Source organism: Thalassovita mangrovi, from assembly GCF_009857745.1.
Lineage (GTDB): Bacteria > Pseudomonadota > Alphaproteobacteria > Rhodobacterales > Rhodobacteraceae > Thalassobius > Thalassobius mangrovi.
The window spans coordinates 366145-384627 of record NZ_WWEN01000003.1 but is presented as its reverse complement, the minus strand read 5'-3'; the positions used below and the strand labels follow the sequence as shown (position 1 = coordinate 384627).

Genomic DNA, 18483 nt, shown 5'->3' with positions numbered 1-18483 from the left:
AAGGCTAGGGGCTTACGCCGCCCAGGGCACAGACGATCTGCCATTCTTCCGCCGTCACCGGCTGTACCGACAGGCGGGAATTCTTGACCAGAACCATGTCGGCCAGCCGTTCGTCGGCCTTGATCTGGTCCAGCGTCACCGGGGTTTTCAGCGGCCCGACCGCCTTGATGTCGACGCATTCCCAGCGGGGATCGTCGGTCTTGCTGTCGGGATGCGCCTCGGCGCAGATCTCAATAATGCCGACGACCGCCTTTTCCTTCTGCGAATGGTAGAAGAAACCGCGATCGCCGATTTTCATTTCGCGCATGAAATTGCGCGCCTGGTAGTTGCGCACGCCGTCCCATTCCTCGCCCGCATCGCCCTTGGCGATCTGGTCGTCCCAGCCCCAGGTCGAGGGTTCGGATTTGAACAGCCAGTAGCGCATCAGCCGACCACCTTTTTCCATTCGATCAGCTCGACCTTATCGAACAGGCCCGCCTTGGCATAGGGATCGTTCGCGGCCCAGTCTTCGGCCGCCGCCATGTCGGCCACGTCAAGGATGACCAGCGATCCGGCCATGTCGCCGTTTTCGATCAGCGGCCCGGCCTGGGCGACGACGCCGGTTTTTTCGATATAGGCCAGGTGGTTATCACGGTTGGCCTTGCGGATTTCCAGCGCGCCTTTCTTGTCGCGGGCGATCAGGGCTATCAGCATTCATTCCTCCTTCAGGGGTCGGGACAGCAGCATTTCCATCGCCTGACGCAGCTGCAATGTGCCGTCAAGCATCGCCACCACCGCTTCGGTGATCGGCATGTCGATTTTCATCTCGCGCGCCCGCTCGAGCACGGCGCGGGAGGTGGCGGCGCCCTCGACGGTGATCGAGGCGTCGAAGCTTTCGCCGCGGCCCAGCGATTGGCCGAAACGGTAATTGCGCGACTGGTCCGAGGTGCAGGTCAGCGCCAGGTCGCCGAAACCCGACAGGCCCGACAGGGTTTCGGGCTGCGCGCCAAGCGCCAGCGCCATGCGCTGCATTTCGGCGAAACCGCGTGTCATCAGCGCCGCGCGGGCGCTTTCGCCCAGGCCGGCGCCCATCACCGCGCCGGATGCGATGGCGATCACGTTCTTCACCGCGCCGCCCAGTTCGGCGCCGATCGTGTCGGTGGTGCGGTAGATGCGCAGGTTATGCGTGGACAGCGCCTGTTGCAGCGCCCGGCCCGCCGCGCGGTCGTGGCAGGCCAGCGTCAGGGCAGTGGGCAGCCCGCGGGCGATATCGGCGGCGAAACTGGGCCCGGTCAGCATCGCGGGCATGGCCGAGGGTATCAGTTCCTCGATGATCGCCGTCGGGCCCAGCCCGGTGGACAGCTCCACCCCCTTGCAGCAGGCGACCAGCGGCCGGCCGCCAAGCGCCAGCTTGTGCAGCACCAGCATATCGCGCAGCCGCTGCATCGGCACGGACAGAAGAACCGGAATTTCGGCCGGAATAGTCTCTAATTCGGTGATGATCTGCAGGGCGTCGGGCAATGCCACCCCCGGCAGGCGGCGGGCGTTTTCACGGGTCCGGCGCATTTCCTCGGCATGGTCGGGATCGCGCGCCCAAAGCTGCACGGCCTGGCCGTTTGCGGCCAGCGAAATCGCCAGCGCCGTTCCGAATGCCCCCGATCCTGCAACCGCGATCATGCCTTGGCCCCTTTCTTCCCCGATCCAAGCAGGGCTTTGGCCTGTTTGTCCAGCGGCCAGCGCGGCCTTGCAACCAGGGTCATGTCATCGGCGTGGCCCAGCCGGAACCGTTCCAGCCCGGCATAGGCGATCATAGCCGCGTTGTCGGTGCACAGTTTCAGCGGCGGGGCGGTGAAGGAAACGCCCATTTCCTCCGAAACAGTCTCTAATCCCGCCCGGATCGCTTTGTTCGCCGCAACACCACCAGCCACGGCCAGGGTGGGATGCGCGGGGTTTTCTTCCAGATAGATCGCCAGCGCGCGGCGGGTCTTTTCCGCCAGCACATCGGCCACGGCGGCCTGGAACCCGGCGGCCAGATCGGCGCGGTCCTGCACCGTCAGCCCGCCTTTTTCCGCCACAACCTGATCGCGGGCGCGCAGCAGCGCGGTTTTCAGCCCGCTAAAAGACATGTCGCAGCCGGGCCGGTCCAGTAGCGGACGCGGGAAGCGGAACCGCTTGGGATCGCCCATTTTCGCTTCGGCCTCGACCGACGGTCCGCCCGGTTGCGGCAGGCCCAGAAGCCGCGCGGTCTTATCGAAAGCTTCGCCCGGTGCGTCGTCGATGGTGCCTCCCAAACGGGTGAAATCCTCCGGGCCCTTCACCAGCAGGAACTGGCAATGCCCGCCCGATACCAGCAGCATCAGGTAGGGAAAGGCGACCCCATCGGTCAAACGCGGCGTCAGCGCGTGGCCGGCAAGGTGGTTCACCCCGATCAAGGGTTTGCCCGACCCGGCGGCCAATCCCTTGGCGCACATCACGCCGGACAACACGCCGCCGATCAGCCCGGGACCGGCGGTCACCGCGATGGCGTCGATGTCGGACAGCCGCATATCGGCCTGGTCCAGCGCCTGTTTCACGCAAAGATCGATTTTTTCGGCATGGGCGCGGGCGGCGATTTCGGGCACCACGCCGCCGAATTCGGCGTGCAGTTCGGTCTGGCCGAAGACGACCGAGGACAGGATTTCCGCCTTTTCCCCGTCGTTTTGCCGCACGACGGCGGCCGCGGTGTCGTCGCAGCTGCTTTCCAATCCCAGAATGGTGCGCGTCTGGCCCATGATCCCGCCCGTTGCATGAATGCTGCCCCGCAGGTAACACCGCAGGCAGGTTCAAACAATCCCGGCGGTGACATGGCGACACTTCTGCTGACCCGGCCCTTGGCGTCTTCGCAGCGTTTCGCGGCGCAATTGCGGGAACGGCTGGGCGATGTGCAGGTGGTGATTTCGCCGCTGATGCGGATCGAACCGGTTGGAACGGCGCCCGATCTGGTAGGGGCCGGGACGCTGATCTTCACCTCGCAAAACGCCTTGGCAGCGGTGCCAGACGGGCAGGGCAGGCCCTGCTATACCGTCGGCGACGCGACAGCGGCTGCGGCGCAGGCGGCGGGATTCGATCCGATCGCGGTGGAACCGGACGCCGAGGCGCTGTTTCAGCGGATTATGGCCGATCGCCCGGCGGGGCCGTTGCTGCATCTGCGCGGCCACCATGCGCGTGGGCGACTGGCCGAACGGCTGACCGGGGCAGGGATCGCGACGGACGAAAAAGTGGTTTACGAACAGCGCGAAACGGCGCTGAGCGATGAGGCCGAAACGCTGCTTTCGGGCGAGGAACCTGTGATTGTGCCGCTTTTTTCGCCGCGCAGCGCGAAAATCTTTGTCAGTCAGTACGCGGGCGATGCGCCGCTTTTCATCGCCGCGATGAGCGATGCGGTGGCCGATGCCCTGGGCGGGCTGCCGGTGCAACAGGTCGCGCGGGCAGCGGCACCCGACGCGGCGGCGATGATCGACACGATAGAGGGACTGATGGACGCAGCCAGATCGCTTGAGGCTTCCGGCGGCGGAAAGTAAGCTGACCTCGGTTTTGAGGTTTACGGATATTACAGATTCGAAAGGTAGGCGCAGGTGGCCGATCCCAAGGAAAACCCAGAGAAATCCGAAGATAAAGCGGCAGAGATCGAAGACGCGGTCACCGTGGACGAGACGGATGTGAAACAGGGTGAGGAGGTTTCCGAACAGGGAACCGAAGCGGAGGACGCAAGCGAGGAATCGCAGGAGGAAACCGCAGAGGCCGTCGAGACGGGCGAAGATGCTGAGGGATCCGAGGCCGACATCGACGCGGAAGACCTGCAGCCTGAAGAGGAACCCGAAGCGGAGGCGGAACTGCCCGCAGAAGACGCCGAAGAACCGGTAGAAGCTTCCGTCGAAGATACGCCCACGGCATCCGCATCCGAACCGGTCGTTATCCGCAAGGGCGGTTTCTTTCCCGCGCTTCTGGGTGGCGTGATCGCCGCCGGGATCGGGGCAGGGGGCGCGCTTTACCTGTTCCCCGAGGGTCTGTCGGGCGGTGCCGGGATCGCCGAACTGCAAGCGCAGACGCAATCCAGCCTGGCGGCGCAGGACAAGAAGATCGGCGAATTGTCGGGCCGGATCGACGGCATCAAGATGCCGGCCGATCCAAGCGCCGACCTGGCGCGGCTGTCTGGCGACGTGGCGAAAACCAATGACCGGCTCGATCAGATCGCGGCGCAGATCGCGGGCTATGACACCCGCCTGAGCGAGATGGAAAAGAAACCGATCACCGAATTCGCGTCGAAAGAGGCGGTCGATGCCTATGAGCGCGAATTGAAGGCGCTGCAGGACTCGATGGCCAAGCAGCGCAGCGAGATCGAGGACATGCTGGCCGCCGCCGAGGCCAAGAAGGCCGACGCCGCGGCAAGCGCCCGCGACGTGGTGCTGCGCGGTGCGCTGGCCAAGATCCAGGTCGCGATGGATACCGGCGCGTCCTTCGCAGAACCGGTGAGCGAATTGAAACAGGCTGGGATCAAGGTGCCCGATGTTCTGGATCGCATGGCCGACGGCGCGCCGACCCAGGCCGCTTTGCTGGAAGCCTTCCCGGAGGCTGCCCGCGCCGCGCTGCGGGCATCGCGGGATACCGAAACCGGCGGTGGCGCGCTGACCTTCCTGCGCGATCAGCTGGGCGTGCGGTCGCTGCAACCGCGCGAGGGCGATGATGCCGACGCGATCCTGTCGCGCGCCGAAGCGGCGCTGAAAGCCGGCCACCTGAGCGATGCGATGGCCGAATTGCAGACCCTGCCCGAACAGGGCCGGGTCGAACTGACCGACTGGATGGCGCTGGCCACCCAGCGGGCCGATGCAATGGCCGCCGCCGAGGCGCTGAGCCAGCAGTTGATGAATAACTAAGGGGATAACGATCGATGCTTTGGTCTCTTATCAAGATTGTGGTTTTCGTTGTCCTCGTCGCCGCGGCGGCATTGGGCGCGGGGTATCTGCTGGAAATGGACGGCGGTGTGCGCATCGCCTTCGGCGGGATCGAACTGAACCTGACGCCGCTGATGGCGGTGATCGCCTTCCTGGTGCTGCTGCTGTCGGTCTGGCTGCTGCTGAAACTGGCCTCGCTGACCGTGGCGGTTCTGAAGTTCCTCAACGGCGATGAAACCGCGCTGTCGCGCTATTTCGACCGCAACCGCGAACGCAAGGGATACCAGGCGCTGACCGAAGGGATGATGGCGCTGGCCTCGGGCGAACCGCGCACCGCGATGCACAAGGCGGCGCGGGCGGAAAAATACCTCGGCAAGCCGGAACTAACCAACCTTCTGACCGCGCAGGCGGCGGAAATGGCGGGCGACACCAAGAAGGCGCAGGATGTCTACAAGCGGCTGCTGAAGGACGACAAGACACGTTTCGTCGGCGTGCGCGGCATCATGAAACAGAAACTGTCCGAGGGCGATACCGACACCGCGCGCAAGCTGGCGGAAAAGGCCATCGCGCTGAAGCCCAAGCATGAGGAAACCCAGGACACGCTGCTGCAATTGCAGGCGCAGGCGCGCGACTGGTCCGGCGCGCGCGGCACGCTGAACCTGAAGCTGAAAAACGGGTCGCTGCCGCGCGACGTGCACAAGCGCCGCGATGCGGTTCTGGCCCTGTCGGAAGCCAAGGCGATCCTGCAGGAAGGCAGCAGCCCCGAGGCGCTGGACGAAGCGATCGAGGCCAACCGCCTGTCGCCCGACCTGGTGCCGGCGGCGGCGCTGGCGGCGCGCGCGATGATCGAAAAGCAGCAGCAGCGCAAGGCGGCAAGGATGCTGAAGAAAGCCTGGTCGGTGCATCCGCATCCCGACCTGGCCGCGGCTTTTGCCGCGATTCATCCCGATGAAACCCCGGCCGAGCGGCTGAAACGGTTCCATCCGCTGCTGCAGCTGGTGCCCGATCACCGCGAAACCAAGCTGCTGGAGGCCGAGCTGCAGATCGCGGCGGAAGATTTCCCCGCCGCCCGCCGCGCCCTGGGCGACCTGATCGATCAGGCCCCGGATTCGCGGGTGCTGACCATCATGGCGGCTGTGGCGCGCGGCGAAGGCGCGTCGGACACGGTGGTCAAGGGCTGGCTGGCGCGGGCGCTGAGCGCGCCGCGCGGGCCGCAATGGGTCTGCGACAAATGCCACAACATCCATCACGAATGGGTGCCGGTCTGCGAAAACTGCGGCGGCTTCGACACGCTGAGCTGGAAATCCCCGCCCGAGGCCGAGGTCGCCTCGGCCACCGGTGTCGCCATGCTGCCGCTGATCGTCGGATCGCTGGAGGATCACAGCGCACCGGCTGAACCGGAAGAAGCCGCACCGGCCGAGCAGCCCGAACCGGTCGAGGAGGCGGAGGTTCTCGACCCGATCGCCGAACTCGAGGACGAGACGGTTCGCGCCGGGGATATGGCCGAAGGCATCGAAGAAGCCGCCCAAAAATAGGTCTTTTCCAAGGTCGGGCGGGGTGCTATAGCCCCGCCTACCAGGCCGCTGTAGCTCAGCTGGTAGAGCACGTCATTCGTAATGATGGGGTCGGGGGTTCGAGTCCCTTCAGCGGCACCACTTCACCTTAAAAACTTAAGATACCTGATGCGTTTTTAAACGCGGGAATCCGGCTTTCAGGATGCAGCCGCCGACCGGGCCTTGCTCAGAACGCCCGAGGCAAGGAAGACGCCGACCGCTACCAGGGCGACGCCTGCGACCTTGAGCGGCGTGACGGTTTCACCCAGGAAAGCCACGCCGCCCAGCAAGGCAAGGATCGGCGTCAAGGCGCCAAAGGCGGCCGCTTCGGCGGCGCCGAGGATCTGCACCGCGTAGCCGAACAGGAACATCGCCAGAATGCCGATGACGAAGCTCTGAAGCACGATCATCACCGCGATGTCGCCCAGGCCGGCGGTGGCGAAGCTCACATTGCCGGTCGCGAACAGGATCGGGGTGAACAGCAGCGCCCCCCAGAACAGCCCGATCACCATCCCGTGCAGGGGGCTGAGCCCGCTTTGGCGGAAAATGACGGAATAGACCGCCCAGAGCCCCGAGCCGGACAGGAACATCAGGTGGCCCCGCCAGGCGCCGTCATCCGCCCCGGCGAGGATCTGCCACAGGCTGACCACCATCGCGCCGGTCAGGATCAGCGCCAGCCCGATCCGGCGGCGCGGCCCGGGGATTTCGCCCGCCAGGGCGAAGGCCGCCAGCGCGGTCCAGAACGGCAACATCCCGGGGGCCAGCGCGCCGCCGTCAGAGGCGGGTGCGAACGCCAGCCCCTTGGACACCACGTAGGGAAAGACGGCGCTGGCGCCGAGCATCAGCAACAGCGCGCGCGGCACGGACTGCCCGCGCGGTATCACCCCCAGTTTCCACATGACCGGGGCCATCAGAAGGGCGGCGGGGATCAGGCGCAGGACAAGAACCTCTTCGACCGTGAAACTGCTTTTCACGGCGAAACGGGTGACCAGCAGGAACGTCGCCCAGATCGTCACGGTGGCAAGCGCTGCCACCAGTCCAAGAGCCCGTGTTCTGGGGAGGTTCATCTTCCGGCCTTTCGAGAATGGATAACCGCGCGGACTTAACGCCATTTCGCGGGGGCGCACCAGCCGAAAGCGGCGGCCTGCGCAGGCTTAGGGCAGGCTGGCGAAAGAGCGCGAGGTCACCCCGTCGGATTGTCTTTTCGCTTCATGCTCCGCGATGGCGCGATCAAGCGCGGTTCGGTCGGGGCAGCCCGAGAAATTCCCGGTCGTGGCGAATTCTTCGGCGAACAGAAGGTAGCGTTCGCCCGCCACCGACAGCAGCCGCTCCAGTTCGGCCAGCGGGTCGGCGTGATCGTCCGCGCGCAGGTCGAGCCACGGATAATCCTGACCGCGGTGTATGCGCAGCGCGGCCGATTGCCGTCCGCGCTTGTCGCCGCCCGCAGCCTCTCCCGCTTTCATTGCCAGCAGCAGCCGGTCCGCGAAGGGCTTGTCCGGATTGTTCAGGTAGCAGGCCAGCGTGTCCTCGATCACCTGCGGACCGGCCAGCATGTTACCCGCGACCGATACCCCGACGGCGCTGCAATGCCCGGCCCAGTCGATGCAGTCCGCCCCGGTATGGGCGGCGATCCCACCCTTGGCGTCGATCATATGCGCCTGCCGCTGCGCCTGTCCGCCGTCGCGGGTGATCAGGTCGGCGATCACCGTGTCGGCGGCTTCGCCACCCTGCAGCCGTGCCGATCCTTCGACGCCCCACATCGGGTTGACGAAGGCCTGAGTCGCCACGGCGGCATCGGGATGGATATGCGGCACCAGCGCGCCAACCGCGAAGAAGCGGCTGGCGACGGCGATGCCCAGATGTCCGGTCGCGGGATCACGGGCGACGATGGAATAGGTCATCGCTCTTCCTTACCGGCCGATGGCGTAGGCCTGCATCAGGCGCGGCGTGGCGGCGGCGCGCAGCAACCCGTCGGAATCGCGCGCGGCGGCGGTCAGCCGGCCGATGGACCAGGGATCGGACACGTCCACATCGTGGCCGCGCGCACGCAGATCGGCGATGATGGCTTCGCCCGCCGAGGGTTCGATCATCATCCGGCCCGGCATGGCCTGGCGGGGATAGAACGACCCGGTGAAATGCTGCGAATGGAACAGCGGCGCGTCGATCACTTCCTGCATGTTCTGCTGCCCGTGCACCAGGCGCAGGAAGAAGATCAGCTGCCACTGGTCCTGCTGGTCGCCGCCGGGCGTACCGAAGGCCAGATGCGGCTTGCCGTCCTTCAGCGCCAGCGACGGGGTCAGCGTGGTGCGCGGGCGGTGGCCCGGGGCGAGGCTGGTGGGCAGGCCCTCGTCGAGCCAGAACATCTGCGCCCGGGAATTGAGCGCGAAGCCCAGCCCCGGCACGATGGGCGAAGATTGCAGCCAGCCGCCCGAGGGCGTGACCGACACCATGTTGCCCCAGCGGTCGACCACGTCGATATGCACCGTGTCGCCGCGCCGGTTGGACGGTTTGGCCAGATGCGCCATGGTCGGTTCGCCTGCATCGGCGCCCACCGCGTGTTTGCCGACGCCGCTGGCGCGGTCGATCGCGGCCTGTGCCAGGTGTTCCAGCCCCTTGATCATGCCCGGACGCTGTTCCAGCGACGCGGTGGTGCCGATCAGCGCGGCGCGCTTGGCGGCGTAATCGGCCGACAGCAATTCCTGCATCGGGATGTCGAAGAAGTTCGGATCGCCGTAATAGGCTTCGCGGTCGGCATAGGTCAGCTTCATCGATTCGATGACGGTATGGATGAAATCCGCGCCCATCAGATCCATGTCGGCGATACCGGCCTGTTTCAGCAGCTGCAGGTTCTGCAACATTACCGGACCCTGGCTCCACGGGCCGGTCTTGCAGACGGTCCAGTTGTCGTAATCGAGGGTCAGCGGGGCTTCCCAATTGGCGCTCCATCCGGCCATGTCCTCGGCGCTCAGCACGCCCTTGCGGCGTTCACCGGTGCCGTCCATGACGCAGGCTTCGGACAGGTAGGCGCCGATCTTTTCGGCGATGAAACCGCGATAGAAGCAGTTGCGCGCCATTTCGATCTGTTCTTCCCGATCCGTGACGCTTTCGGCCTCGCTCAGCAGGCGTTCCCAGGTGTCGGCCAGGTCGGGATTGCGGAACATTTCGCCCGGGGCAGGGGCCTTGCCGCCCGGCATCCAGACCGCGGCGGAGCTGGGCCATTCCTTGGTGAACAGCTCTTCCAGGCTTTGGATGGCGAGCGATACGCGTTCCAGCACCGGGTGACCGCTGCGGGCATAGTAGATCGCCGGTTCCAGCACCTCGCGCAGGGTCATCGTGCCCTGATCGCGCAGCATCAGCATCCAGCCGTCGAAGGCGCCGGGGATCACGGTGGCCAGCAGCCCCGATCCGGGGATCAGATCCAACCCTTCGTCGCGGTATTTTTCAATCGTCGCACCCTGCGGCGCGATGCCCTGGGCGCACAGGACTTGCACCTTGTCGTCCTTGGCCGAATAGGTGATGGCGGGGAATTCGCCGCCCGGCCCGTTCAGATGCGGTTCAACCACCTGCAGGGTGAATCCCATCGCGACGGCCGCGTCGAAGGCATTGCCGCCCTTTTCGAGAATCCCGAAGCCGACAGAAGACGCGATCCAATGGGTCGAGGTGGCGACGCCGAAGGTGCCGGTGATTTCTGGGCGTGTTGTGAATGAAACCATGCGGGTCTCCCGTGTTGAGCCTGGCGGCTGTCTTATTTTCTAAGGGTGCTGAATACGTCGGGGCCCACCGCTTCATAGAGAGAGGGTGTCCAGCGGCTCAGAACATGAGCGAGGTGCGCCGAGATGGCCGCCTCGGCCCGATCGGGATCGCCGCAGGTCAGTTGCTGCAGCAGCGCGCGGTGTTCGGCGTCGACTCCCGCTTCCTGGAAGAAGTAGCGGGGCACCTCGACGCTGCCGAGCGTGAAGCGGTGGATGTGCAGGGCGCAGCGCAGCAGCAGCGGCGACAGCAGCTCCATCCCCGCCGCATTTGCTAGAGCGCAGTGAAAGGACCGGTCCAATTCGCTGCCGCGATACAGGTCGCCTTTCTTATGGGCGTCGGCCATCTGCCGGATCAGATCGTCCAGCGTGTCGCGATGCTGTGAAATATCGGCCGTCGCGATCTTGCGCGCGACACCGCGTTCGATGGACAGGCGGATGCGCACCATCTCGACCGCTTCTTCGGGGCTGGTTTCGGTGACCCGGGTGCCGCGATAGCCTGAGCGCCGCACCAATCCGTCGTCGTCAAGCCGCAGCAGGGCTTCGCGAATCGTGCCCTGGCTGCAGCCGAACCGCCCGGCCAGTTCGGTTTCCAATAACTGCGAATCCGGCGGGCAAAGCCGGAACAAAATCGCCTTCTTCAATGCGGCGTAAACCAGATCTGACTTTTTTCCGCCCACTTTCGGCAGATCGTTCATCAGTTCATCGAGAGAGGTGGCTACAGGTATTGACATTCAAATTTTCTCACTTCTAGTATCAATATCGATAATGATAATGTTGTCTGATGTCCAGACAAACCTAACGGAAAGTAGCAAGAAAATGACGCTTCTTCGCGTTGAAAACCTGGCGATTGACGTGGCACGTGACGGCGGAACTTGCCGTCTGGTGCATGATGCGCATTTTTCTGTGGATCGCGGAGAAACCCTTGCGGTGGTTGGAGAATCCGGGTCCGGAAAATCCCTGACCGCCCTGGCTGTGATGGATCTTCTGGGCGAAGGCCTGTCTGTTGCCAGCGGCAAGATCCTGTACGACGGCACCGATCTGACCGCCCTTCCGCCGCAAGAGCGCAACGCGCTTCGCGGCAGCAAGATCGCTATGATTTTCCAGGAACCGATGACCTCTTTGAACCCGGTTCGGTCGATCGAGCACCAGCTGATCGAGGGAATGCGCCTAAAATTGAGGCTAAACCGCCAGGCGGCCCGGGCCCGCGCGTTGGAATTGCTGGCCGAGGTCGGGATTTCCGATCCCGAGCGGCGGCTGAACCAATATCCGCACCAGTTGTCGGGCGGCATGCGGCAGAGGGTGATGATCGCCATCGCCCTGTCCTGCGAACCCGACCTGATCCTGGCGGACGAACCCACCACGGCGCTGGACGTGACGATCCAGGCGCAGATTCTCGCCCTGACTTCGCGCCTGTGCCGCGATCACGGTATCGGGATGGTGCTGATCACCCATAACCTCGGCATCGTGGCGCGCTATGCGCAGAACGTGGCGGTGATGTATGGCGGTCGGGTGGTCGAACGCGCATCCGCGCGGCAGCTCTATCGCGATCCGCAGCACCCTTATACCCGGGGGCTGCTGGCCTCGGTGCCGCGTCTTGACCTGCCGCGCGATACGCCGCTGCGCCCGATCCCGGGGGCGCCGCCGGATGCGACGGTCGAACTGACCGGTTGCCGGTTCCACCCGCGTTGCCCGATGGCGACCGAAATCTGCGCACAAAAGGTTCCCGATTTTTCCATGACCGACGGTCACGAGGTCGCCTGCTGGAATGCCGGCGCGGACGCATCCAAAGAAGAAGGGGCCGTGGCATGAGCAGCGCAACGCCATTGCTCGAGGTCGAAAACCTCGAAGTCAATTTCGCGATCAAAAAGGGTCTGATGCAGCGCACCGTCGGCGTCGTCCGGGCGGTCAACGGGGTGTCGTTCAAGATCCCGCGCGGCACCTCCTTCGGGCTGGTCGGCGAATCCGGCTGTGGCAAGACCACCGTGGCCCGCGCGGTGCTGCAGCTGGTCGAAGCCAGCGCCGGCACCATCCGCTTCGATGGTCAGGATATCGCCAAGATGGACGCCCCGGCGCTGAAGAAATTCCGCAGCCGCGTTCAGGCGGTGTTCCAGGACCCGTTTTCGTCGCTCAATCCGCGGATGAGCACCGGGCGGATCATTTCCGAACCGCTGCGGGTTCATCGCCTCAAGCCGGAAAGCGAAATCAAGGCCGAGGTCACCCGCCTGCTGGATATCTGCGGCCTGCCCGCGCGCTTCGCCGATCTTTACCCGCATGAAATGTCGGGCGGTCAGCGCCAGCGCGTCGGCATCGCCCGGGCGCTGGCGATGAACCCGGAACTGATCGTCTGCGACGAAGCGGTGTCGGCGCTCGACGTGTCGATCCAGGCGCAGATTATCAACCTGCTGGAAGACCTGCAGAAGGAACTGGGCCTGACCTACCTGTTCATCGGTCACGACCTGTCGGTGGTGCGCCATATCTGCGATCAGGTCGGGGTGATGTATCTGGGCCGGATGGCGGAAGCTGCACCGTCCGATCCGTTGTTCGCCAAGCCGCGCCATCCCTACACCCAGGCATTGATCGACGCCGTGCCCAATCCCGATCCGGATTACGAGCAGGGCCGCGAAATCGTGCCGCTCGAAGGCGAGGTGCCCAGCCCCGCCAACCCGCCGTCCGGATGTTTTTTCCACCCGCGCTGCCCGCTCGTGACAGATCGCTGCCGCAGCGAAGTACCGCCTCTCGATCCGGTCGAACCGGGTCACCTCGCCGCCTGCTGGGAAACCGGCATAACCGTTCCGAGTGCCTGAATTTCCACTCATTCAGTAACAACAACAGGGAAGTAGAAAATGACTGATACCAAAAGCTTCAGCAAGAAAATGCGAAAGATGTGGGATGACGCCCACGACTTCGATCCCAAGGACCCGATGGTGGGCCTGACCGGCAAGGACCTGTCGGGGCCCAAACTGTCGCGCCGCACCACCCTGCGCCTGCTGGCGGCGGGTGGCGCCCTGACCGCTGCGCATCTGACGCCCGGTTTCTCGGGCATGGCGCGCGCGTCGGGCGCACCGGGCGGTACCCTGACCTGCGGCTGGGCCGGCGTGGCCGAAATTCAGACCCTGGACCCGGCCAAGATCGGTCAGGTTCTGCAGTTCCAGGTCACCTCGAACGTGCTGTCGGGGCTGATGCATATCGATTCGAACCTGGTCGCGCAGGGCGACCTGGCCGAAACCTGGACCGTGTCGGATGACGGCCTGGTATATACCTTCAAGCTGCGCGAAGGCGTGACCTTCCACAATGGCGACGCGTTCACCGCCGATGACGTTCTCTATACCTTCGAGCGTTCGTCGAACCCGGATATCTCGATCCACTACAAGGTTCTGGGCAATGTCGCCAGCCTCGAAAAGCTGGGCGATTACGAGGTGAAATTCACCCTGAAGAAGCCGCAGGCTTCGTTCCTGACCAAGACGCTGGAACGTGCCTCGGGCCGCGCCATGACCATCGTTTGCAAGGGCGCGCTGGAATCCATGGGTGACGCCCAGTACGGCCTGACCCCGGTCGGCACCGGTCCGTTCAAGGTGGTCGAACACGTCCTGGGTCAGGGTGTCGTGCTGGAAAAATTCGCCGACTACTACGATCCCGAGCGTCCCAAGCTGGACAAGGTGGTCATCAAGCCGATCGACGGCGTCGAACCGCTGGCGGCCGCGATGGAAGCGGGCGACATCCAGTATATCGGCGGCAACCCGCTGGCGGCTCAGCTGATCGACCGGTTCAAGTCCAATTCCGACCTGATCGTCGACATCAAAGCGGCACCGGGCTTCCAGTCGGTCTGGATGAACCCGTGGCGCGAACCGATGAAGGTCACCGACTTCGACAAGCCGATGGAAGAGCTGATGAAGGACAAGGGCTTCATGGTCCGCCTGGCGCTGGCCAAGGCGCTGGACCGCGAAACCTATGTCAAACAGGCGCATTTCGGTTATGCCGAACCGGGCTATGGCACCATCAACCCGGCAATGGCGTTCTACTATGACGAAGGCATCGCGGACAAATCCATGCAGGCCTTTGACCCCGAAGGCGCCCGCAAGCTGTTTGCCGATGCCGGTTTCCCGGGCGGCAAGGGTTTCCCGGAACTGGAACTGATCACCACCCCGTCGCAGAAGCGTAACGGTCTGGTGCTGGCCAATATCTTCAAGCAGGTCCTGGGCATCACGATCAAGGTCGTTCCCAAGGAATTCTCGGTCGGTATCCAGGACTTCAACAACTGCGAATACGACATGCGCCTTGGCGGTTCGGGTGGCGACTATGATCCCGATGACGGTGTCGTCGATTGGATGAAAACCACGTCGAAGTTCAACGGCAGTACTCGCGACACCGCAAAATACGCCTTCGGTTACTTCAGCAACGCCGAGGCCGACGCGCTGATCGACGAACAGTCGGTGACCGCCGATCTCGAGAAGCGCAAGGAACTGGTGCAGAAGGCCAACCAGATCACCTCGGACCGGGTGGCCTGCGGCTTCCTGTATCACCCCGTCGACGTTCAGGTGCGCCACAAGTCGGTGAACTACCCGGCCGAAAGCCGGATTCCCGGCCTGCACGACCTTGACCGCGTGACGCTGGGCTAAGGCTAAACCAATCCTGCCGGGGCGGTTTGAACCCGCCCCGGCAGGCCCTCTTTTGAAAGGACTGCTCCAGTGGCAAGCTACATGCTTCGCAGATTGATCGGGTCCGTCATCGTCATGTGGGCGGTGGCGACTCTGGTCTTTTTCATGCTGCGTTTCGTACCGGGGGATCCGATTGCCGCGATGCTGGCCGATGCCGGCGGCCCCGATGAAATCGAGGCGATGAAGCGCAGCCTCGGTCTCGACCGGTCGCTGTTCGTGCAATACGGAATCTGGATTCAGAACATGCTGCAGGGCGACCTGGGCAATTCGATCTATGGCAGCCGCGTCGCGGTCACCAGCGTGTTGTCCGAAGCGATCCCGCGCACCTTGTCGCTGTCGCTGATCGCCTTCGTCGTGGCGCTGGTCATCGCTCTCCCGGCCGGTATCCTGTCGGCGACCCGGCGCAATTCGGCCACCGATACGACGGTGTCGCTGCTGGCTTTCCTCGGGTTGTCGATGCCGGATTTCTGGCTGGCGATCCTGCTGATCATCGTCTTCGCCGCCAATCTGCAATGGCTGCCCGCCATCGGCTACGTGCCGCTGGCCGAAGGGTTCTGGCCGTGGTTCAGCCACCTGATCCTGCCGTCGATCGCCATCGGCACCGCCTTTTCGGCGATCATCGCGCGGATGATCCGGTCGTCGCTGCTGGAAGTGCTGAAGGCCGATTACATGCGCACCGCGCGCGCCAAGGGGCTGACGCCCTGGATGGTGATGTTCGGCCATGCGCTGCCCAATGCGATGATCCCGGTGATCACCGTGATCGGGATCGCCTTCGCGCTGCTGATTTCGGGCGCGGTCGTGGTTGAAAACGTCTTTGCCATCAAGGGGCTGGGGCGGGTGCTGATCGAAGGCATTCTGAACCGCGACTACCCGGTGGTGCAGGGCGCCGTTCTGGTGGTCTCCGCGATCTTTGTCTTCTCCAACTTAATCGTCGATCTGCTCTATGGCGTGATCGACCCCAGAATCCGGTTGAACTGATGGTCGATACTACTCAAGCCCTCGAAATGGCGCCGGCCAAGCGCCGGTCGCGGTTCCACGCCACGCTGGTACAGGACCGCAAGGCGCAGGCCGGTCTGCTGGTGCTGCTGCTGTTCGTGCTCGGCGCCATCTTCGCGCCGCTGCTGTCGCCGTTCGACCCGAACGATATGACGCTGGACATGATGTCGGGCCTGTCCTGGACCCATCCCTTGGGCACCGACGACCTGGGCCGCGACCTGCTGAGCCGTATCCTGCACGGCACCCGCGTGTCGCTGTTCATCGGCGTGTCCACCGTCGCCATTGCCCTGGTGATCGGGATCGTGCTGGGGCTGGTCGCGGGCTATTTCGGCGGGTGGCTCGATTTCGTGATCATGCGCTATATCGACCTGCAATGGGCCTTCCCGAACTTCATCATCGCGGTCTACCTGGTCGCCGTCTTCGGCACCGGTCTTCTGAACGTGATCGTCGCGCTGTCGCTGGCCTTCGTCGATGACTTCGCCCGGGTCGCCCGGTCGATGACCCTGACGCTGCGCGAGGAACAATATGTCGACGCCGCGCGCACGCTGGGCTTTTCCAAGGCACGGACGCTGTTCATTCACATCCTGCCCAACGCGGTGGCGCCGATCATCGTGCAGGCCACGGTCAGCGTGTCCTACGCCATCCTGGGCGAGGCGAGCCTGTCCTTCCTCGGCCTGGGCGTCGATGCCTATACGCCGACCTGGGGGCTGATCCTGGCCGACGGGCGCGGCTTCATCACCCAGGCGTGGTGGTTGGGCGTGTTCCCGGGGCTGGCGATCATGCTGGTGGTGCTGGCGATCAACTTCGTCGGCGACTGGCTGCGCGACGCGCTGGACGTGCGCCAGGCGATCGACGGCTGATATCAGGGCGGCGGGATTTCCCCGCCGCCTTTTTCCTTTCACATCTTCGACTTCGGCGGCTTCTGCCGCCTGTTGAATCGCGTTTGCCCAAGGGGGACGTCATGGAAAACCGCACCATTACTGAAGCGGATATCGAAGCCGCCGAACGGCTGCTGGGGATCGCCTACAGCGCGCGTGAACGGGCGCAGATGATCGGCAATCTCGACGGGCAGATCGAACTGGCGGAAGAGCTGCGCAAGGTCGAGCTGGGCAATCACACCCCGATGGCGCTGCGCTTCGATCCCCGGCTGCCGGGGTTCGAAATGTCGACCGCCGACGGGGTCAGCGTCGAACGCCCCGATATGCCGCTGCCGGACAGCGACGAAGACATCGCCTTTGCTTCCCTGCCCGAACTGGGCGCGTGGATCGCCTCCGGCACGCTGACCAGCCGCCGGTTGACCGAGATTTACCTCGCCCGGATCGAACGCCTTAACCCGACTCTTTTCTGCTTCGCCACGGTGACCCCCGAGATCGCGCTGGCCCAAGCCGACGCGATGGATGCACTGACCGCTGAAGGCAAGTCGCTGGGCCCGCTGCATGGCATTCCCTACGGCGTGAAGGACCTGTTCGATACCAAGGATGTTGTGACCGGTTGGGGCGCCGAACCCTATCAATCGCGGGTGCCGGACAGCGATGCGCGCATCGTGACCCTGCTGCGCGACGCGGGCGCGGTGCTGCTGGGCAAGACGACGCTCGGCGCGCTGGCCTATGGCGATATCTGGTATGGCGGGCGCACCCGCAATCCGTGGAACACCGGGGAAGGATCGTCGGGGTCGAGCGCCGGATCGGCCTCGGCCACGGCGGCGGGGCTGTGCGCATTCGCCATCGGGACCGAAACGCTGGGCTCGATCACCTCGCCCAGCCAGCGCTGCGGCACTACCGGGCTGCGCCCGACCTTCGGCCGGGTCAGCCGGGCGGGCGGCATGACCCTGTGCTGGTCGCTCGACAAAGTCGGGCCGATCTGCCGGGGCGTGACGGACACCGCGCTGGTGCTGGACGCGCTGAACGGCGCCGACATGGCCGACCGCGGCACGATCAAAGCGCCCTTCGCCTTCGATGCCGCCAAGGGGATCGAGGGGCTGAAGCTGGGTTACCTGCCCGAAGCCTTCGGCGACGGCGCGACAGAGGTGGATCATGCCGCCCTTGCCGCCGCCCGCGATCTGGGGATCGAGGTGGTCGAGGTGTCGCTGCCCGATCTGCCCTATGGGTCGTTGATGAACACGCTTTTCGCCGAAGCCGCCGCCGCCTTCGAGGACCTGACGCTGACCGGTCAGGACGATACCCTGACCCGGCAGGACGAAGCGGCCTGGCCCAACAGTTTCCGCAAGGCCCGGTTCCTGTCGGCTGTGGATCACGTGCAGCTGGACCGGCTGCGTTACCTAGTCATGCAGGCGCTGGACGGGCTGTTTGACGAGGTGGACGCGCTGATCGGCCCCTATGCGACCGGCCCGATGCTTGTGGCGTCGAATTTCACCGGCCATCCCTGCCTGCATCTGCGGGCGGGATTCGACATGCTGGGATCGCGCGGTCTCACGGCGCTTGGCTCGAAGAACCTGGTGGCGGGTACCGTCGATGAAACCGCTGAACGCTTCAGGGTGCCGCAGGGCATTTCGCTCTGGGGGCGGCTGTTCGAGGAAGGCACGATCCTCAACCTCGGCCAAGCGTTGGAGGCGAAGCTGGGCGTTGCCGCCGAACGCCCGCCGCTTGCGGGTTGACCC

At 64.7% G+C, this 18483-nt stretch carries 17 protein-coding genes and 1 tRNA gene; 10 read left to right on the top strand and 8 right to left on the bottom strand.

What is annotated here, in order from left to right:
- Nucleotides 1-4: 4 nt before the first annotated feature.
- The 4 genes from GR167_RS08410 to tsaD are packed head-to-tail and all read right to left on the bottom strand — an operon-like array spanning nucleotide 5 to nucleotide 2750.
- Nucleotides 5-424: an EVE domain-containing protein gene (locus GR167_RS08410; protein WP_160973388.1), complete on the bottom strand. Its 420-nt coding sequence runs from the start codon at nucleotides 422-424 to the stop codon at nucleotides 5-7.
- Nucleotides 424-693, bottom strand: a complete 270-nt coding sequence (locus tag GR167_RS08405) for a YciI family protein (protein WP_160973021.1) — start codon at nucleotides 691-693, stop codon at nucleotides 424-426. The genes GR167_RS08410 and GR167_RS08405 overlap by 1 nt, the downstream gene beginning before the upstream one ends.
- Entirely contained in the window at nucleotides 694-1656 is a 963-nt protein-coding gene (locus GR167_RS08400) for an NAD(P)H-dependent glycerol-3-phosphate dehydrogenase (RefSeq protein WP_160973020.1), read from the bottom strand.
- Nucleotides 1653-2750 (bottom strand): tRNA (adenosine(37)-N6)-threonylcarbamoyltransferase complex transferase subunit TsaD, encoded by a 1098-nt coding sequence (tsaD, locus tag GR167_RS08395; RefSeq protein ID WP_160973019.1) that lies wholly within the window; start codon nucleotides 2748-2750, stop codon nucleotides 1653-1655. The genes GR167_RS08400 and tsaD overlap by 4 nt, the downstream gene beginning before the upstream one ends.
- Nucleotides 2751-2822: 72 nt before the next feature.
- Here tsaD and GR167_RS08390 point away from each other — a divergent pair, with 72 nt between their 5' ends.
- The 4 genes from GR167_RS08390 (at nucleotide 2823) to GR167_RS08375 (ending at nucleotide 6565) form a co-directional block, all read left to right on the top strand.
- Entirely contained in the window at nucleotides 2823-3539 is a 717-nt protein-coding gene (locus GR167_RS08390; RefSeq protein ID WP_160973018.1) for a uroporphyrinogen-III synthase, read from the top strand.
- 54 nt (nucleotides 3540-3593) lie between these two features.
- Complete coding sequence (locus GR167_RS08385) at nucleotides 3594-4892, top strand: COG4223 family protein (protein ID WP_160973017.1); 1299 nt, start codon at nucleotides 3594-3596, stop codon at nucleotides 4890-4892.
- A gap of 14 nt (nucleotides 4893-4906) precedes the next feature.
- The gene (locus GR167_RS08380; RefSeq protein WP_160973016.1) at nucleotides 4907-6445 is read left to right on the top strand and encodes a heme biosynthesis protein HemY; all 1539 of its coding nucleotides are present in this window, start codon (nucleotides 4907-4909) and stop codon (nucleotides 6443-6445) included.
- A 44-nt stretch (nucleotides 6446-6489) separates the two neighbouring features.
- Nucleotides 6490-6565 (top strand) — tRNA-Thr (locus GR167_RS08375).
- A gap of 56 nt (nucleotides 6566-6621) precedes the next feature.
- Here the strand turns inward: GR167_RS08375 and GR167_RS08370 are convergent.
- From GR167_RS08370 to GR167_RS08355, 4 genes are all read right to left on the bottom strand, one after another.
- Nucleotides 6622-7530 carry a DMT family transporter gene (locus tag GR167_RS08370; protein ID WP_160973015.1) on the bottom strand — a complete coding sequence of 303 codons (909 nt, stop codon included), beginning with the start codon at nucleotides 7528-7530 and terminating at the stop codon, nucleotides 6622-6624.
- An 87-nt stretch (nucleotides 7531-7617) separates the two neighbouring features.
- Nucleotides 7618-8364 (bottom strand): DUF1028 domain-containing protein, encoded by a 747-nt coding sequence (locus GR167_RS08365; protein WP_160973014.1) that lies wholly within the window; start codon nucleotides 8362-8364, stop codon nucleotides 7618-7620.
- Between the two features lie 9 nt (nucleotides 8365-8373).
- Nucleotides 8374-10176: a gamma-glutamyltransferase family protein gene (locus GR167_RS08360; RefSeq protein WP_160973013.1), complete on the bottom strand. Its 1803-nt coding sequence runs from the start codon at nucleotides 10174-10176 to the stop codon at nucleotides 8374-8376.
- Between the two features lie 32 nt (nucleotides 10177-10208).
- On the bottom strand, nucleotides 10209-10910 hold the full coding sequence (locus tag GR167_RS08355; protein ID WP_160973012.1) for a GntR family transcriptional regulator: 702 nt from the start codon (nucleotides 10908-10910) through the stop codon (nucleotides 10209-10211).
- A 121-nt stretch (nucleotides 10911-11031) separates the two neighbouring features.
- Here GR167_RS08355 and GR167_RS08350 point away from each other — a divergent pair, with 121 nt between their 5' ends.
- The 6 genes from GR167_RS08350 (at nucleotide 11032) to GR167_RS08325 (ending at nucleotide 18480) form a co-directional block, all read left to right on the top strand.
- Nucleotides 11032-12024 carry an ABC transporter ATP-binding protein gene (locus tag GR167_RS08350; protein WP_160973011.1) on the top strand — a complete coding sequence of 331 codons (993 nt, stop codon included), beginning with the start codon at nucleotides 11032-11034 and terminating at the stop codon, nucleotides 12022-12024.
- Complete coding sequence (locus GR167_RS08345) at nucleotides 12021-13019, top strand: ABC transporter ATP-binding protein (protein ID WP_160973010.1); 999 nt, start codon at nucleotides 12021-12023, stop codon at nucleotides 13017-13019. Before GR167_RS08350 ends, GR167_RS08345 begins: the two co-directional genes overlap by 4 nt.
- A gap of 39 nt (nucleotides 13020-13058) precedes the next feature.
- A complete protein-coding gene (locus GR167_RS08340) occupies nucleotides 13059-14831 on the top strand; it encodes an ABC transporter substrate-binding protein (RefSeq protein WP_160973009.1) in 1773 nt (590 codons plus the stop codon).
- Nucleotides 14832-14912: 81 nt separating this feature from the next.
- Nucleotides 14913-15848, top strand: coding sequence for an ABC transporter permease (locus tag GR167_RS08335; protein ID WP_212769886.1), 936 nt, complete (start codon nucleotides 14913-14915; stop codon nucleotides 15846-15848).
- On the top strand, nucleotides 15848-16726 hold the full coding sequence (locus GR167_RS08330; protein ID WP_160973007.1) for an ABC transporter permease: 879 nt from the start codon (nucleotides 15848-15850) through the stop codon (nucleotides 16724-16726). Before GR167_RS08335 ends, GR167_RS08330 begins: the two co-directional genes overlap by 1 nt.
- 101 nt (nucleotides 16727-16827) lie before the next feature.
- Nucleotides 16828-18480: an amidase gene (locus GR167_RS08325; protein WP_160973006.1), complete on the top strand. Its 1653-nt coding sequence runs from the start codon at nucleotides 16828-16830 to the stop codon at nucleotides 18478-18480.
- Nucleotides 18481-18483 lie beyond the last annotated feature (3 nt).

Coding starts and splice junctions, on each gene's coding strand:
- tsaD (WP_160973019.1), bottom strand. CDS start 2,750: ATGGGCCAGACGCGCACCATTCTGGGATTGGAAAGCAGCTGCGACGAC.
- GR167_RS08325 (WP_160973006.1), top strand. CDS start 16,828: ATGGAAAACCGCACCATTACTGAAGCGGATATCGAAGCCGCCGAACGG.
- GR167_RS08365 (WP_160973014.1), bottom strand. CDS start 8,364: ATGACCTATTCCATCGTCGCCCGTGATCCCGCGACCGGACATCTGGGC.
- GR167_RS08340 (WP_160973009.1), top strand. CDS start 13,059: ATGACTGATACCAAAAGCTTCAGCAAGAAAATGCGAAAGATGTGGGAT.
- GR167_RS08330 (WP_160973007.1), top strand. CDS start 15,848: ATGGTCGATACTACTCAAGCCCTCGAAATGGCGCCGGCCAAGCGCCGG.
- GR167_RS08380 (WP_160973016.1), top strand. CDS start 4,907: ATGCTTTGGTCTCTTATCAAGATTGTGGTTTTCGTTGTCCTCGTCGCC.
- GR167_RS08360 (WP_160973013.1), bottom strand. CDS start 10,176: ATGGTTTCATTCACAACACGCCCAGAAATCACCGGCACCTTCGGCGTC.
- GR167_RS08390 (WP_160973018.1), top strand. CDS start 2,823: ATGGCGACACTTCTGCTGACCCGGCCCTTGGCGTCTTCGCAGCGTTTC.
- GR167_RS08345 (WP_160973010.1), top strand. CDS start 12,021: ATGAGCAGCGCAACGCCATTGCTCGAGGTCGAAAACCTCGAAGTCAAT.
- GR167_RS08335 (WP_212769886.1), top strand. CDS start 14,913: ATGCTTCGCAGATTGATCGGGTCCGTCATCGTCATGTGGGCGGTGGCG.
- GR167_RS08350 (WP_160973011.1), top strand. CDS start 11,032: ATGACGCTTCTTCGCGTTGAAAACCTGGCGATTGACGTGGCACGTGAC.
- GR167_RS08370 (WP_160973015.1), bottom strand. CDS start 7,530: ATGAACCTCCCCAGAACACGGGCTCTTGGACTGGTGGCAGCGCTTGCC.
- GR167_RS08410 (WP_160973388.1), bottom strand. CDS start 424: ATGCGCTACTGGCTGTTCAAATCCGAACCCTCGACCTGGGGCTGGGAC.
- GR167_RS08355 (WP_160973012.1), bottom strand. CDS start 10,910: ATGAACGATCTGCCGAAAGTGGGCGGAAAAAAGTCAGATCTGGTTTAC.
- GR167_RS08405 (WP_160973021.1), bottom strand. CDS start 693: ATGCTGATAGCCCTGATCGCCCGCGACAAGAAAGGCGCGCTGGAAATC.
- GR167_RS08400 (WP_160973020.1), bottom strand. CDS start 1,656: ATGATCGCGGTTGCAGGATCGGGGGCATTCGGAACGGCGCTGGCGATT.